Origin of the sequence: Marinomonas ostreistagni (genome assembly GCF_016888445.1) — a bacterium.
In the GTDB taxonomy this organism is placed as follows: Bacteria; Pseudomonadota; Gammaproteobacteria; order Pseudomonadales; family Marinomonadaceae; genus Marinomonas; species Marinomonas ostreistagni.
The window spans coordinates 19588-33611 of sequence record NZ_JAFEKF010000005.1 but is presented as its reverse complement, the minus strand read 5'-3'; the positions used below and the strand labels follow the sequence as shown (position 1 = coordinate 33611).

Sequence of the window (14024 nt, the reverse complement as noted above, 5' to 3'; positions counted from 1 at the left end):
ACGACCACACATAAAAAAGCCCAGCAATGCTGGGCTTTTTTATCAGTCAAGATTGTATTCCATGATCAGTGGCGCGTGATCTGAGAAGCGTTGGCCTTTGTAGACACTGCCGCCTTGGATCACATGCTTGAGGCCCGGGGTGGCGATTTGGTAATCCAAACGTCCGCCTTCGTCGAGTTTCCAAGCACGTTCGTAATCTGGCCACCAAGTGTATTGCTTGTCTTGCTTGTTAACCTGACGAAACGCATCGATGTACTCGTGATCGTTGAAAATTTCATTAATCCATTTGCGTTCTTCTGGCAGAAAGCCTGAGTTGCGCTGATTCACAAACCAGCTACTGACATCGATCGGTGAGCGTGCCACGTTGGTGGTGCCGCAAAAAATAAATTCACGACGCTTACGACGCGTTTTGATCATGTGATTCTTGAAGCCTTCCATGAAGCGATACTTATGCTCTTGTAGCGCTTCTTCATGGTTGGAGCCGTGCGGTGTCAGGAACGAGCCGATGCTGACTTTATCAAAGTCGGCTTGGATATAGCGTCCTTCAAAGTCGCATTCAGGGAAGCCCATCCCCGTCATGATGGCTTTAGGCATGGCTTTACAATAAATCGCAACGCCTGCTTCATCAGGGTTGTCCATCGAATCAAAAAAATATGCGTTGTATCCGGGTGGGAAAAAGACACTGTCATTTAAGCTGCGTTCATCTGCCTGAATATCCTGCAGACACACTACATCTGGGTTCTGACGTACCATCCACTCGAAGAAGCCGCGCTCTGCTGCTTGCTTTATACCGTTTACATTAAGGCTGATGACCTTCATTTCTGGTCCCTACAATTCCTAGGCGTGTGTTATATTAGCGCCATTGCTCGTTAGGAAATGGTTATCCTGTTGCGAGCGGCAATCTATTTGTAGTTATTTCATCTTTCTGGAGTCGGCATGAAACCTTACCAAAGAGAATTTATTGAGTTCGCCATTGAGCAAAATGTTTTGCGTTTTGGCGAGTTCACACTTAAATCGGGTCGTGTGAGCCCTTACTTTTTCAACGCAGGCCTTTTCAGTACAGGCCAAGCGTTGGCTAAATTGGGTCGCTTTTATGCTGCTGCCTTGGTTGAAGCTGGCGTGTCATTTGATGTTCTTTTCGGACCAGCTTACAAGGGTATTCCATTGGCAACAACTACCGCTGTTGCGCTTTACGATGAGCACGCTATAGATACACCGTACGTGTTTAATCGCAAAGAAGCAAAAGATCACGGCGAAGGTGGCACGCTTGTGGGTGCTCCCTTAGTCGGCGACATCATGATCATCGATGATGTCATCACCGCTGGCACAGCGATTCGCGAAGTGATGGACATCATTGATAACGCTGGTGCCAAACCTGCCGGCGTATTGATTGCGTTGAACCGTCAAGAGCGTGGCAAAGGTGAGCTGTCTGCTATTCAGGAAGTTGAGCGTGACTTCAACATGCCTGTGGTCAGCATCGTATCCTTAAACGATATCATGACCTACTTAGCCGAGCAGGATTCTCCAGAGTTCGCTGAGCATCTTGAAGCGGTCAAAGCGTACCGCGATCAATTTGGCGTTTAATTGTGTGCCACGCTCTTAGGCGTGGCTTTGCATGAGTATTGGGGCAATGGTTTGCCATTGCTCAGGCCAAGCTTGCAGTGGCTTGGCTTTATACTCGGTGCGTACGTATTGACGAATCTTACCTTCTAGCAGTGTCAGCAAAAAGTTTGCGCAAGCGGTAGTGCCCATGGTCGAGCGCATCGCCTGCTTGAGTTCTGCTTCACGAATGACCTGACGCAGTTGCGTCTCGATTCGATCAAACAATTGTGCAATGCGCACACGCAAGCGTTCGGTCTCACCTGCGAGGGCGTCCGCAGTCAACAAGCGACACATGCCTGGGTTGGCTTCAGCGAATCCCAGTGTCAGCTTGAGAATCATTTCTAGGCGTGTATTGACGTCCTCTTCTTCCTGCACAATGCGATGGATACGAGTGAATAGGGTCTCTTCGATAAATTCGATCAGCCCTTCAAACATCTTCGCTTTGCTTGGGAAGTGTCGATACAGCGCAGCTTCTGAGACACCCACTTCTTTCGCCAAGGCCGCGGTTGTGATGCGCGCTCCATGACTGTTTTCCAGCATGCCTGCTAGGGCTTGTAAAATTTCCGTGCGTCGATCGCTTTTCTTTGTACTCATGTCACCACTGCCTATCGCTGGTTCGTCATTATCTGCGCGAATTAAGCGTCTTTATTTTGGTTAGTAATTAACGTGCCTACACCGGTATCGGTAAAGATCTCAAGCAAGGTGGCGTGCGGTACACGGCCATCAATGATGTGCGCGCTGGTTACACCGGCGTTAACGGCAGATAGGGCACAGCTGATTTTAGGCAGCATGCCACCATAGATAGTGCCGTCGGCAATTAGGTTGTCGACTTGCGCGGTGCTCAGGCCAGTCAGTACTTTACCTTCTTTGTCTTGTACGCCAGAGATGTTGGTCAACAGCATCAGCTTCTCAGCATTCACTGCTTCAGCGACTTTGCCTGCGACTAAGTCAGCGTTGATGTTGTAAGCATTACCTTCGTCATCGATGCCAATCGGCGCGATCACAGGAATAAGGTCGCTGTTTTCCAGAACTTTCAAGACGCTAGTGTCGATGCTTGCGACTTCGCCCACATGGCCGATGTCGACTTGCTCTGGCGCGCCACCTTCTACTTGTTGCTTCACAAATAGCTTCTTGGCTTTGATAAAGCCGGAGTCTTTACCGGTTAGACCGATCGCTTTACCACCAGCGCGGCTGATCATGTTGACGATGTCTTTATTGACCTGGCCGCCGAGAACCATTTCCACTACGTCCATGGTCGCGGTATCAGTAACGCGCATACCATTGATGAACTTAGATTCGATGTTCAGTTTTGCCAACATATCACCGATTTGTGGGCCACCACCGTGTACCACGATAGGGTTAATACCGATGGCTTTCATAAGAACGATGTCACGTGCGAAGCCTGCTTGTAGGGTTTCATCGGTCATGGCGTTGCCGCCGTATTTGATGACTAATGTCTTGCCAGCAAAGCGCTGGATGTAAGGTAGCGATTCACTCAATACCTGAGCGACGTCTAAAGCAGATTCACGTGTAAAAGCCACGGTGGAAACACTCCTATTGTTGTTCACTGATAGCCCTAATCCAGATGTTAGGGGCGGGTGATCGGGTCCGTCTGATGGTGCCGCTAGAATACGCTACAGGTGTAGCAAAATGATGACAGGGCTATCCATGCGGTGAGGGTAAGCGACCACTTATGGTGGAAAATAATAACGTGATCTGTGCTTTCACTCTAGTTAAAAAATGAATTAATTGACGCAAACTTGACCAATCGATGTGTTCTTTATTAACACAAGTCTGCAAGGATGAGATATTTATAAAAGAGAGGCTTAATAGGTGAGTTGGGCTCACCTATTAAGAGTGTAAGTGTTTACTTAGTGCCAGTAGAACCGAAGCCGCCTATGCCGCGCTCGGTGGCTGTGAAATCTTCGACGATATCAAATTCTGCTTGTACGACAGGCAGTAATACAAGCTGTGCAACACGCTCGCCAGGCTCGATGGTAAAAGTGGTTTGACCACGGTTCCAGCAAGAGACCATCAGTTCACCTTGGTAATCCGAGTCAATCAGGCCCACTAAGTTACCCAGTACGATGCCGTGCTTATGACCTAGACCAGAGCGCGGTAAAATCGTTGCGGCAAGGCTTGGGTCTTCGATGTAGATCGCAAGGCCTGTTGGTAGCAAGGTCGTCTGACCTGGCTCTAGCACGATTGCTTCATCAAGACAGGCACGCAGATCTAATCCTGCTGAGCCTTCAGTGGCGTAGCTTGGTAACGGTAGCTCGGTGCCAATTTTAGGGTTAAGGATTTTAAGTTGAATAGGTTGTTTCATCAGTTAACTCATGACGGTTGGGTTTGATATTGGGTAATCAGCCCCACTAGCTCGACGGCTAGGGCGGCTTTGGATTCTTTTGGCGGTGTCCATTGCTGGTCTTTGGATAGCACGGTGACTTGGTTTTCGTCATTGTTAAAACCAATATCGGTGCGTGAGACATCGTTGGCAATGATCAGGTCGAGGCCTTTGCGTTCTAATTTGCTTTGCGCATAGGCGATCACATCTTGGGTTTCTGCGGCAAAGCCAACCATACATTTGGCGGCTTGCTCTTGGCTTAAAGTGGCAATCACATCAGGGTTTTTCACCAGTGTTAGTTGCATTTCATTACTGTCGCCGCTCTTCTTCATTTTTTGCGAAGCGACGTCTTTCATCCGAAAATCTGCTACCGCTGCGGCACCGATAAAGACATCGGCTTGCTCTAGCATGGCTGTGCGGCAGGCGCTTAACATATCTTCTGCACTCTTGATGTCTACACGTTGTACGCCTTGAGGCGCTGCTAGCTGTGTCGGGCCACTGATGAGCGTCACTCGGGCGCCGCGAGCTTGGGCTGCCGCGGCAAGAGCATAGCCCATTTTGCCGGAGCTGTGATTGCTGATGTAGCGCACTGGATCAATCGCCTCCATGGTAGGGCCTGCGGTGATGACCCAATGTTGCCCAGCTAGGTCTTGCGCAACGGGGCTAAGCAATGTGTCTATGGCAGCGTATATGTCCTGAGGTTCTTCCATGCGACCTGGGCCCACATCGCCACAGGCTTGCGCGCCCGCCGCTGGGCCAATCATATGCACGCCACGACTTATTAATGTGGTGAGATTGGCTTGCGTCGCTGGATGTTGCCACATGGCTTGGTTCATGGCGGGCGCCAATGCCACGGGCGCGTCGGTCGCCAGACATAAAGTAGTCAGCAAATCATTGGCCATGCCTTGGGCGTAGCGCGCCATAAAATCTGCTGAGGCTGGCGCAATCACGATTAGATCGGCCCATTTCGCTAGCTCGATATGGCCCATGCCCAGCTCTGCGGCCGGATCGAGTAAGCTGCTGCGCACAGGGTGGCCTGATACGGCTTGTAGTGTCATTTCGGTAACGAAGGCTTTGGCGCCGTCGGTTAACACGACCTGTACGTCCGCACCGGCTTTGCTGAGCAGGCGAATCAGTTCAATGGTTTTATAAGCAGCGATACCACCGGTAATCCCCACCAAAATCTGTTTATTTACAAGACTGGACATAATAAGCTTCTGGTTACATGTTCGCCAAATGGGCCAAGCAATGGGCTGCGACAGGAAGTCGCTCAAGCTTGGTTGATCATAGGGCAAAGCCTACCACAAGGAGGTGGTGATGAGTATTAAACAGTGGCCCGAAGCCGAGCGTCCACGCGAGAAACTAATGCAGCAAGGCGCTCACGCTTTAAGCGATGCGGAGTTGTTGGCGATTTTTTTGCGCACCGGCGTGCAGGGCATCAGTGCCGTCGAGTTGGCGCGCCAAGTGTTGCATGAGTTTGGTGGTTTGCGGGCATTATTATCCGCATCGCGGGAGGAATTTTGCCAAGGTTTTGGCTTAGGTGATGCCAAATACACTCAGTTGCAAGCGGTGTTGGAAATGTCCAAACGCCATCTACAAGAGCAACTCACCCGCGATACCATTTTTAACAGCGCTGAAGCGGTACGCACCTATTTATCCACCCAACTGCGACACTCGCAACGGGAAATCTTCGCCGTACTCTTTCTCGATTCACAACATCGATTGATCCGCTATCAAGAGCTCTTTATGGGCACCATCGACAGTGCCGCCGTGTATCCACGGGAAGTGGTTAAAGCTGCGCTAACCCATAATGCCGCTGCCGTGATCTTGGCACATAACCATCCCTCGGGCGTGTCTGAACCGAGCCAAGCGGATATCAATATCACCGAACGCATCCGCAAAGCGTTAGATCTTATAGATGTACGCTTACTAGATCATTTTATTGTCGGCGATAGTCGTCCCTTGTCTTTAGCAGAGCGAGGTTTAGTCTAAATTCCTTGATGAAAAGTTTTCCAGATATTTGATTTACGCAGACGCGTCGGTGTCGAGGGACGAGACGAGACAGGCGCAAGTAAATTGAATGCTGGAAAGCTTCGCGTGAGGATATAATTGATCAATTTTTTAACAAATCGTTTGCTGTTTACAGGGGAGTGTGGGAGAATTCGCGCCGCTATATCCTCGGTACGGGATTTTGTGGCCCCCGCGTTCTCTTTGAGTTTTGGCTTAAAGCGTTCCAGAGTGACCCACGCTCCGCCTGAGGAAGTGCAAACTTCCAATAATCTTCGGATAGCATAAGGTATTTAATTATGTCTCGCGTATGTCAAGTTACTGGGAAGCGTCCTATTACAGGTAACAACGTTTCTCACTCAAAGCGTCACACTAAGCGTCGCTTTCTTCCTAACCTTCACTGGCACCGTTTTTGGGTAGAAAGTGAAAGCCGTTACGTTCGTCTACGTGTATCTTCTAAAGGTATGCGTATCATCGATAAAAAAGGCATCGATTCAGTTCTTACTGAAATGCGTGCCCGTGGCGAAAAAGTATAAGGAATCTGAATCATGGCTTCTAAAGGCGCTCGCGATCTAATCCGCATGGTATCTTCTGCAGGTACTGGTCACTTCTACACAACTGACAAGAACAAGCGTAACACTCCAGAAAAATTGGAGATGAAAAAGTTTGATCCAGTTGTACGTAAGCATGTGATGTACAAAGAAGCGAAAATCAAATAATTTCGCTTGTTTTGTAAACAAAGAAGCCGGCCTTGTGCCGGCTTTTTTGTCTCTATAACATGCTAACCACTGATTATTTGAGGTCTATATGCCGGAATTACCCGAAGTTGAAACCACCAAAAATGGCATTGCGCCGCATATTGTGCAGCAAACCGTGGCACGCATTGAGATTCGCCAGCCCAAGCTACGTTGGCCGATCCCCGATGAGGTCGTGCGCAAGCTGCCTGGGCAAAAGGTCGAAAGTGTTACCCGTCGTGGCAAATACATCGGTGTGCACACCCAAGCCGGTACGCTCATTATCCACCTTGGTATGTCGGGCAGTTTGTATTTTGTCGATCCTGATACGCCGCCTATGTTTCACGATCATGTGGATTTGCATTTTGCAGGCTATGACAAGGTATTGCGTTACACCGACCCGCGTCGTTTCGGGGCGATGTTATGGCAAGAAGGCGACTGGCAAACTCATGACCTGATTGCGCACTTGGGCCCAGAGCCGCTGACTGAGGCATTTAATGCCGCCTATCTGCACGCCAAAGCCAAAGGGCGCAAGCAGGCGATTAAGCAATTTATTATGGACAGCAAAGTGGTCGTGGGTGTGGGGAATATCTACGCCAATGAAGCCTTGTTTATGGCGGGGATTCGCCCAACCCGAGCCGCAGGCAATATCAGCCAAGCTCGGTTAGCGCTATTGGTAGATTGCATCAAACAAGTATTGGTGGCAGCCATCGAGCAAGGCGGCACGACGCTACGAGACTTTATCAGCGGTGAAGGCAAGCCAGGTTACTTCAAACAAGAGCTTAAGGTCTACGGCCGCGCCGAACAGCCCTGTCGCGTGTGTGCCAAACCGCTTACCGAAATCCGCCAAGGCCAGCGCAGTACGGTCTACTGTGCACATTGTCAAAAATAGCACTCTCCTTTCTAAGTCAACATTTTGTCGGTTAGTGCCGACAAAATGTTGCACAAACGTCTACTTTTAACCATTAGCGTATTTCTATTTAAACGTAACAAACGTCAATTATGGGGCAATTGTGCACGTCGCCATTGCGCTCAAACACTAATCAGTTTATTTTTGACCGATTAGCCAGTTTTTGCTGCCGGGTCAAGCCCGCAGCCTGATCAGTATCAAGGGGAATAGAATGAAAGGTGCCTTACTTGCCTCGGCGACAGCGCTGACTGTGGCCATGAGTTCTGCTTACGCTGCAGACATCAAACCTGCCGTGGTATACGACCAAGCCGGTAAGTTTGATAAGTCATTTAACGAAGGCGTGTACAACGGTATTACCCAGTACACAGAAGACACCGGCATTAAAATTCGTGAGTCGGAGCCAAAGAACGAAGCGCAGGTAGAGCAAAATCTACGTCGCTTGGCTAAGCGTGGTTACTCGCCGATTGTGGCGGTGGGTTTCACTATGACCTCAGCGGTACAAAAAGTCGCGCAAGATTTTCCTGATGTGCATTTCACCATCATCGACTCAGTGGTTGAGCTTGATAACGTGCAGTCGATCGTCTTTAAAGAGCACCAAGGTTCATTTTTAGTCGGTGCGTTGGCGGCGATGGCCTCTGAAACGGATACGGTTGGCTTTATCGGCGGTATGGATATCCCGCTGATCCGTAAGTTTGGTTGTGGTTATGAGCAAGGTGTGAAATACGTCACGCCTAATGCTACCGTGATTCAAAATATGACCGGCTCGACGGGGGCTGCGTTTAATGACCCGACTAAGGGTTCTGAGTTGGCGAAAAGCCAGTTCTCACAAGGGGCAGACGTTGTGTTTGCTGCTGCGGGTGGTACCGGTATCGGTGTTTACCAAGCGGCCAAAGACGAAGGCAAGCTTGCCATTGGCGTGGATTCTAACCAGAACCATGTGCAGCCAGGTACTATGCTGACCTCGATGGTGAAACGCGTCGATGCGGCTGCGTACAAAGTATTTGAAGAAGCGCAAAACGACACTTGGCAGCCAGGTATTGAAGTACTGGGCTTAGCCGATGGTGGTGTAGATTGGGCGTTGGATGAACACAACCAGGCGCTGATTAGCGACGAGATGAAAGCTTCTATGGCAGACATCAAGGCCAAGATCATCAGTGGTGAGATCTCAGTGCACGACTACATGTCAGACAGCAGCTGCCAATACTAATTATCTCACTCTAGAAGCAGTGGCTGACAGGAGCATCCAGTTGGCCGCTGCTTTTTTTGTATGTAAACCTCAGACGCAGAACGAGCTATGAATCAAGACACACAGTCCTACGCGATTGAGTTAGAAGGGATCTCGAAACGATTTGGGGCGGTGCAAGCCAATAAAGACATTGCACTGCGCGTCCCTGCGGGCACCATTCACGGGATTATCGGTGAAAATGGTGCTGGCAAATCCACTCTGATGAGCATTATTTATGGCTTTTATGAAGCCGATGCTGGGGTGATCAAAGTCGATGGCCAAGCGGTCGATATTCACAATTCCCAAGATGCGATTAAAGCCGGCATTGGTATGGTGCACCAGCATTTTATGTTGGTGGACAACTTCACTGTGCTAGAAAACATCGTCTTGGGAGCCGAAGGCGGTGCGCTACTCAAGCAAGGCTTAAATGCCGCACGTAAAGAGCTTAAGCGCCTCGAGCAAGAGTACAGCTTAGACGTCGACATCGACGCAAAAGTTGAAGACCTACCGGTCGGTTTGCAGCAGCGGGTTGAAATTCTTAAAGCGTTATACCGTGGCGCCAAAGTCCTAATACTGGATGAGCCGACCGGTGTGCTGACACCGCAAGAGGCTGATCATCTGTTTCGTATTCTTAGCTCGCTGACCGAGCAAGGGGTTACCGTTTTACTGATCACCCATAAGCTGCGTGAGATCTTGGCCTCAACCAATAATGTCTCGGTCATGCGCCAAGGCGAAATGGTGGCACACCGTGTCACCGCCGAGACAGATAAAGACGAATTAGCCGAGCTGATGGTGGGTAAAAAAGTTCGCCTTAAAGTGGATAAAGAGGCCGCCCAGCCTAAACAAACCGTGTTGTCAGCAGAGCAGCTTTGTGTGAGCGACAGCCAAGGGGTAGAGCGTCTTAAAAAGGTGTCTCTAGAGCTTAAAGCGGGCGAAATTCTAGGCATCGCTGGAGTATCAGGCAATGGTCAAAGTGAGCTACTCAATGTGTTGTCGGGCATTACGCCGATGAGCTCTGGCAGTATTGCCTTTGCCGGACAGAGGATTACTGCTGAGCAGCCAAAAACGGCTGCCCAGATGCGCGCGCTACATATGGCGCACGTGCCAGAAGATCGCCATAAGATGGGCTTGGTGACAGGCTTTGAAGCCTATGAAGCGGCGGTATTAGGCTATCACGATGCCGATACTTACAACGGCAAAATCTTGATGAAGCGCCAAGCGATGGTCGAAGAGTGCCAAGCCCGTATGGCGGCATGGGATGTGCGCCCACTGAATCCGCATTTAAAGACGGCCAATTTCTCTGGCGGTAACCAACAAAAGATTGTGATTGCTCGAGAAGTGGAGCAAAACCCTGAAGTACTGCTGATTGGTCAGCCGACCCGTGGTGTTGATATCGGAGCGATTGAAAATATCCACGAACAGATTGTGAAATTACGCGACGCAGGCAAAGCGATTTTGCTGGTGTCGGTGGAACTTGATGAAATTATGGCACTGAGTGATCGAATTTTAGTGATGTTTGATGGGGCTGTGGTGGGGCATGTCAGTGCTGAGGAGGCCGATGAGCGCACCCTTGGTTTGATGATGGCCAATGCATGGCAAGAACCGCAAGGAGCCTCAGCATGAGTCAGGCAAAAGTCCCAGTTTGGGTGAATGTGGGCTTGATCCCACTGTTTAATATTATGCTGGCCTTGTTGGCGTCGGCGTTGGTGTTTTTAGCGATCGGTGAAAACCCAATCGAAGCGGCGGGCTATTTGCTCTATGGCGCGTTTGGCTATGACGAAGGCATTGGCTATACCTTGTACTACGCGACCAACCTGATTTTTACCGGGTTAGCGGTGTCCGTAGCGTTCAAAGCCGGGCTTTTTAACATCGGTGGTGAAGGCCAAGCCTATATCGGTGGTTTGGGCGTCGGCTTGGTGTGTTTGTGGTTTGACAGTTCATTACCGTTGTTGTTGATTGCGCCCTTAGCGATTATCGGTGGCGCTTTGTTTGGCGCGGCCTGGGCGTATATCCCTGCGTATCTGCAAGCGCGTCGCGGCAGTCATATCGTCATTACCACCATCATGTTTAACTTCATTGCCTCCTCGCTGATGGTGTATTTGATGGTGAACTGGCTTAAGCAAGAAGGCTTGATGTCGCCCATCAGTCGCACTTTCGAAGAGAGTGCTTGGTTACCGTATCTACATGATTTGCTGGCACCGCTTGGCATTGATATGGGCGATTCACCGCTTAATCTTGCGTTTATTTTGGCCTTGTTGTGCTGTGTCTTTTATTGGGCTCTGGTGTGGCATACCCGCTGGGGGTACCAGCTTCGTACCGTAGGGACAAATCCAACGGCGGCCCAATACGCGGGTATTGATAACGCTAAGGTGACGATCTGGGTGATGTTGATTTCTGGCGCTCTAGCGGGGCTGGTTGGTGTGAATGAAATCATGGGCGTCAATCATAGCTTGTTGCTGAACTTCACTGCGGGCTACGGCTTTGCTGGTATTGCCGTGGCACTGATGGGGCGTAATCATCCGGTCGGTATCATTTTGGCAGCCATGCTGTTTGGTGCTTTGTACCAAGGTGGTGGCGAGCTGGCGTTTGAGATTCCGACTATTACCCCAGAGATTGTGGTGGTGATTCAGGGTTTGGTGATCTTGTTCTCGGGAGCATTGGAAAATATGTTCAAGGGCAAGATTGAAGCATTCTTTTTACGCCGAGCCGCGGCATAGGAGCCAATGATGTTTGAAACATTGATATTGATTCTGGACGCGACCCTGCGAGTTTCCACCCCACTGATTTTGGCCGCCTTGGCAGGCTTGTTTTCCGAGCGTTCGGGGATCGTCGACATTGGTCTTGAGGGCAAGTTGCTCGGCGGTGCGTTTGCGGCCGCAGCAGCGGCAGCGGTGTTTGGCTCGGCGTGGATTGGTCTGCTGTTTGCCATTGCAGCATCGGTTAGTTTGGCGTTGATACACGGCTTTGCCTGTATTACACATCGAGGCGATCATATTGTCTCGGGTGTGGCGATCAACACGATTGTCGCTGGCCTTACTGTTACCTTAGGTCTGGACTGGTTTAGCCAAGGTGGCCAAACCCCAGCACTGACTGGTGCAGCGCGCTTCACACCGATTACCTTACCGTTTGCTGATCAAGTGGCGGAGGTGCCAGTGTTGGGGCTGATCTATTCTGAGCTTCTAAGCGGTCATAATATTTTGGTGTATGTGGCCTTTTTGATGGTGCCATTGACCTATTGGGTGGTCTTTAAGACACGCTTTGGTCTACGTCTGCGAGCTGTGGGTGAAAACCCGCACGCGGTCGATACCGCCGGGATCTCGGTAGCGTGGGTGCGCTATCGAGCGGTGATTCTTTGTGGCGTGCTGTGTGGTATCGCGGGCGCGTATTTATCCACCGCCCACAATGCAGGCTTCTTAAAAGATATGAGCGCAGGTAAAGGCTATATGGCCTTGGCGGCGCTGATCTTTGGCAAATGGCGCCCTGTGCCGGTGTTGTTGGCGTGTTTGTTGTTTGGCTTCTTGGATGCGGTCGCGGTGCGTTTGCAGGGCGTATCTTTACCAGTGATTGGCGAGGTTCCTGTGCAGGCGATCGAGGTCTTGCCGTATGTGCTGACGGTATTGCTGTTGGCAGGCTTTATTGGCAAAGCCGTGGGTCCAAAAGCGATCGGTAAGCCGTACGTCAAAGAGCGTGCGTAATCATGCGACTGGCAGGGCGTGCGCTCTGCCAGTCACTCTTGCCCAGTGTAGGTGCTGGCATTCTATCATTCTATCATTCTATCATTCTATCATTCTATCATTCTATCATTCTATCATTCTATCATTCTATCCTGCTTTCTCTTATCCGCTTTCATCTTTTCTCTTCTCGCTGCGATTATCAGTTTTTTAAATGAAATCGATTTTCATTAACTATTGCTTCGCGCTTAATCAAGGTATATTGTTGTATATACAACTTAAACGACCTAAGCGAAGGTGAGTTTTGTGCAACCTTATAATCATCAACAATCATTAGGCCATTTAACGGGTCTAGCCAGCCGCTTGTTTAACCGTTTATTGACGTTGCGGTTTAAGCAAGCAGGGATTGATATGACGGCGGAGCAGTGGGGAGTCATTGTGCTTTTGCAGCAACATCAACCGATTACTCAGCGCCAACTTAGCGAATGGTTATATTTGGAAAAATCCAGTGTCAGTCGTTCGATCGATGGCTTAGAACGTCGTGGCTGGATTGAGCGCCAAGCAGCACCTGAAGACCGACGCAGTAAGCTGGTTAGTCTGACGCCTAAGTCGTTAGAGGTAGTGGCTCAATGCGCTGCCATTGCCACGCAAGTGCTGGAGGATGCACAACACGATGTGCCCAGTACTTCCCTTGAACAGAGCAAATTAAGCTTGTCTCAAGTGGTGACTAACTTGCGTGCCTTAGCGGACGAGAGCCAGAGTGAATCCAATCATTAGAGGAGGTCTGTATGTCAAAACGTAATGCATTAATCACTGGGGGCGCACGTGGTATCGGCGCCGCATCAGCTAAAGCGCTTGCTGCAGAAGGTTATCGTGTCTTCATTAACTATGTGAACAGTACGGGGGTAGCAGAGCAGTTGGCACGGGAGATTGAAGCGGCGGGCGGCGAAGCCTTTACCATTAAAGCCGATGTGCGTGATGACGCTCAGTTAGCCGCCATGTTTGCTCAAATTGATGAGCATGGTGGGGTCGATGCTCTAGTCTCAAACGCCAATATGAATTTTGTGCCGAAGCCTTTTATGGAGCAGACGTGGGATGAGTTCTCACAAAAGCTAAACGATGAAATGCACGCGGCGTATCAGACCGCACAATTAGCCGCCAAGAGCATGAAGGCGAAACAGTTTGGCCGCCTGATTTTTATCTCTAGTACTTTATCTGAAGCGCCGGCGCCAAACTTTATTGCACACGGTACCGCTAAAGGTGCGTTGGATAGTTTCAACAAATACCTAGCACAAGAGTTAGGCCCATTTGGAATTACTGCCAATGTGGTCGCACCAGGATTAGTTGAAACGGATGCGACCAAAGACGCGCCAGACGAGTTTAAAGAAATGATTCGCCAATTCACTCCGACACAGAAAATTGCCCAGCCTGAGGACGTCGCCAATACGGTACGTTACTTAGCCAGCGAGAACAGCGGTCATATCACGGGAACCTATAATCCCGTCTGTGGTGGTGCTTACTTGCCCTAGAG

General features: G+C 50.0%; 16 protein-coding genes. 11 read left to right on the top strand and 5 right to left on the bottom strand.

Annotated elements, in window-relative coordinates:
* Positions 1-42: 42 nt before the first annotated feature.
* Positions 43-819 carry an exodeoxyribonuclease III gene (locus tag JQX58_RS13075; protein ID WP_204147315.1) on the bottom strand — a complete coding sequence of 259 codons (777 nt, stop codon included), beginning with the start codon at positions 817-819 and terminating at the stop codon, positions 43-45.
* 117 nt (positions 820-936) lie between these two features.
* Here JQX58_RS13075 and pyrE point away from each other — a divergent pair, with 117 nt between their 5' ends.
* Positions 937-1584 (top strand): orotate phosphoribosyltransferase, encoded by a 648-nt coding sequence (gene pyrE, locus JQX58_RS13070; RefSeq protein WP_204147314.1) that lies wholly within the window; start codon positions 937-939, stop codon positions 1582-1584.
* A 15-nt stretch (positions 1585-1599) separates the two neighbouring features.
* On the opposite strand, the gene slmA is transcribed toward pyrE, so the two are convergent.
* The 4 genes from slmA to coaBC all read right to left on the bottom strand — a co-directional run bounded on the left by slmA (position 1600) and on the right by coaBC (position 5154).
* Complete coding sequence (slmA, locus tag JQX58_RS13065; RefSeq protein WP_204147313.1) at positions 1600-2196, bottom strand: nucleoid occlusion factor SlmA; 597 nt, start codon at positions 2194-2196, stop codon at positions 1600-1602.
* A 41-nt stretch (positions 2197-2237) separates the two neighbouring features.
* Complete coding sequence (argB, locus tag JQX58_RS13060) at positions 2238-3143, bottom strand: acetylglutamate kinase (RefSeq protein WP_204147312.1); 906 nt, start codon at positions 3141-3143, stop codon at positions 2238-2240.
* A 326-nt stretch (positions 3144-3469) separates the two neighbouring features.
* On the bottom strand, positions 3470-3928 hold the full coding sequence (gene dut, locus JQX58_RS13055; RefSeq protein WP_204147311.1) for a dUTP diphosphatase: 459 nt from the start codon (positions 3926-3928) through the stop codon (positions 3470-3472).
* Positions 3929-3936: 8 nt separating this feature from the next.
* Positions 3937-5154, bottom strand: coding sequence for a bifunctional phosphopantothenoylcysteine decarboxylase/phosphopantothenate--cysteine ligase CoaBC (coaBC, locus tag JQX58_RS13050; protein WP_204147310.1), 1218 nt, complete (start codon positions 5152-5154; stop codon positions 3937-3939).
* A 109-nt stretch (positions 5155-5263) separates the two neighbouring features.
* Here coaBC and radC point away from each other — a divergent pair, with 109 nt between their 5' ends.
* The 10 genes from radC (at position 5264) to JQX58_RS13000 (ending at position 14022) form a co-directional block, all read left to right on the top strand.
* Positions 5264-5938 (top strand): RadC family protein, encoded by a 675-nt coding sequence (gene radC / locus JQX58_RS13045; protein ID WP_204147309.1) that lies wholly within the window; start codon positions 5264-5266, stop codon positions 5936-5938.
* A gap of 314 nt (positions 5939-6252) precedes the next feature.
* Entirely contained in the window at positions 6253-6489 is a 237-nt protein-coding gene (gene rpmB, locus JQX58_RS13040; protein ID WP_055463997.1) for a 50S ribosomal protein L28, read from the top strand.
* A 12-nt stretch (positions 6490-6501) separates the two neighbouring features.
* Positions 6502-6672, top strand: coding sequence for a 50S ribosomal protein L33 (gene rpmG / locus JQX58_RS13035; RefSeq protein WP_067033005.1), 171 nt, complete (start codon positions 6502-6504; stop codon positions 6670-6672).
* An 88-nt stretch (positions 6673-6760) separates the two neighbouring features.
* Entirely contained in the window at positions 6761-7579 is an 819-nt protein-coding gene (gene mutM / locus JQX58_RS13030; RefSeq protein ID WP_204147308.1) for a bifunctional DNA-formamidopyrimidine glycosylase/DNA-(apurinic or apyrimidinic site) lyase, read from the top strand.
* A gap of 229 nt (positions 7580-7808) precedes the next feature.
* A complete protein-coding gene (locus JQX58_RS13025; protein ID WP_204147307.1) occupies positions 7809-8804 on the top strand; it encodes a BMP family lipoprotein in 996 nt (331 codons plus the stop codon).
* An 87-nt stretch (positions 8805-8891) separates the two neighbouring features.
* A complete protein-coding gene (locus tag JQX58_RS13020; protein ID WP_204147306.1) occupies positions 8892-10445 on the top strand; it encodes an ABC transporter ATP-binding protein in 1554 nt (517 codons plus the stop codon).
* Positions 10442-11539 carry an ABC transporter permease gene (locus tag JQX58_RS13015; protein ID WP_204147305.1) on the top strand — a complete coding sequence of 366 codons (1098 nt, stop codon included), beginning with the start codon at positions 10442-10444 and terminating at the stop codon, positions 11537-11539. Before JQX58_RS13020 ends, JQX58_RS13015 begins: the two co-directional genes overlap by 4 nt.
* A gap of 9 nt (positions 11540-11548) precedes the next feature.
* The gene (locus JQX58_RS13010) at positions 11549-12517 is read left to right on the top strand and encodes an ABC transporter permease (RefSeq protein WP_204147304.1); all 969 of its coding nucleotides are present in this window, start codon (positions 11549-11551) and stop codon (positions 12515-12517) included.
* 282 nt (positions 12518-12799) lie between these two features.
* Positions 12800-13270: a MarR family transcriptional regulator gene (locus JQX58_RS13005; RefSeq protein ID WP_204147303.1), complete on the top strand. Its 471-nt coding sequence runs from the start codon at positions 12800-12802 to the stop codon at positions 13268-13270.
* Positions 13271-13281: 11 nt separating this feature from the next.
* Entirely contained in the window at positions 13282-14022 is a 741-nt protein-coding gene (locus JQX58_RS13000; RefSeq protein ID WP_204147302.1) for an SDR family NAD(P)-dependent oxidoreductase, read from the top strand.
* Positions 14023-14024: the final 2 nt, after the last annotated feature.

Excerpts from the sequence above, each read along its gene's own strand:
- JQX58_RS13075 (WP_204147315.1), bottom strand. The coding sequence starts at position 819 with ATGAAGGTCATCAGCCTTAATGTAAACGGTATAAAGCAAGCAGCAGAG.
- pyrE (WP_204147314.1), top strand. The coding sequence starts at position 937 with ATGAAACCTTACCAAAGAGAATTTATTGAGTTCGCCATTGAGCAAAAT.
- slmA (WP_204147313.1), bottom strand. The coding sequence starts at position 2,196 with ATGAGTACAAAGAAAAGCGATCGACGCACGGAAATTTTACAAGCCCTA.
- dut (WP_204147311.1), bottom strand. The coding sequence starts at position 3,928 with ATGAAACAACCTATTCAACTTAAAATCCTTAACCCTAAAATTGGCACC.
- coaBC (WP_204147310.1), bottom strand. The coding sequence starts at position 5,154 with ATGTCCAGTCTTGTAAATAAACAGATTTTGGTGGGGATTACCGGTGGT.
- radC (WP_204147309.1), top strand. The coding sequence starts at position 5,264 with ATGAGTATTAAACAGTGGCCCGAAGCCGAGCGTCCACGCGAGAAACTA.
- rpmB (WP_055463997.1), top strand. The coding sequence starts at position 6,253 with ATGTCTCGCGTATGTCAAGTTACTGGGAAGCGTCCTATTACAGGTAAC.
- rpmG (WP_067033005.1), top strand. The coding sequence starts at position 6,502 with ATGGCTTCTAAAGGCGCTCGCGATCTAATCCGCATGGTATCTTCTGCA.
- mutM (WP_204147308.1), top strand. The coding sequence starts at position 6,761 with ATGCCGGAATTACCCGAAGTTGAAACCACCAAAAATGGCATTGCGCCG.
- JQX58_RS13025 (WP_204147307.1), top strand. The coding sequence starts at position 7,809 with ATGAAAGGTGCCTTACTTGCCTCGGCGACAGCGCTGACTGTGGCCATG.
- JQX58_RS13020 (WP_204147306.1), top strand. The coding sequence starts at position 8,892 with ATGAATCAAGACACACAGTCCTACGCGATTGAGTTAGAAGGGATCTCG.
- JQX58_RS13015 (WP_204147305.1), top strand. The coding sequence starts at position 10,442 with ATGAGTCAGGCAAAAGTCCCAGTTTGGGTGAATGTGGGCTTGATCCCA.
- JQX58_RS13010 (WP_204147304.1), top strand. The coding sequence starts at position 11,549 with ATGTTTGAAACATTGATATTGATTCTGGACGCGACCCTGCGAGTTTCC.
- JQX58_RS13000 (WP_204147302.1), top strand. The coding sequence starts at position 13,282 with ATGTCAAAACGTAATGCATTAATCACTGGGGGCGCACGTGGTATCGGC.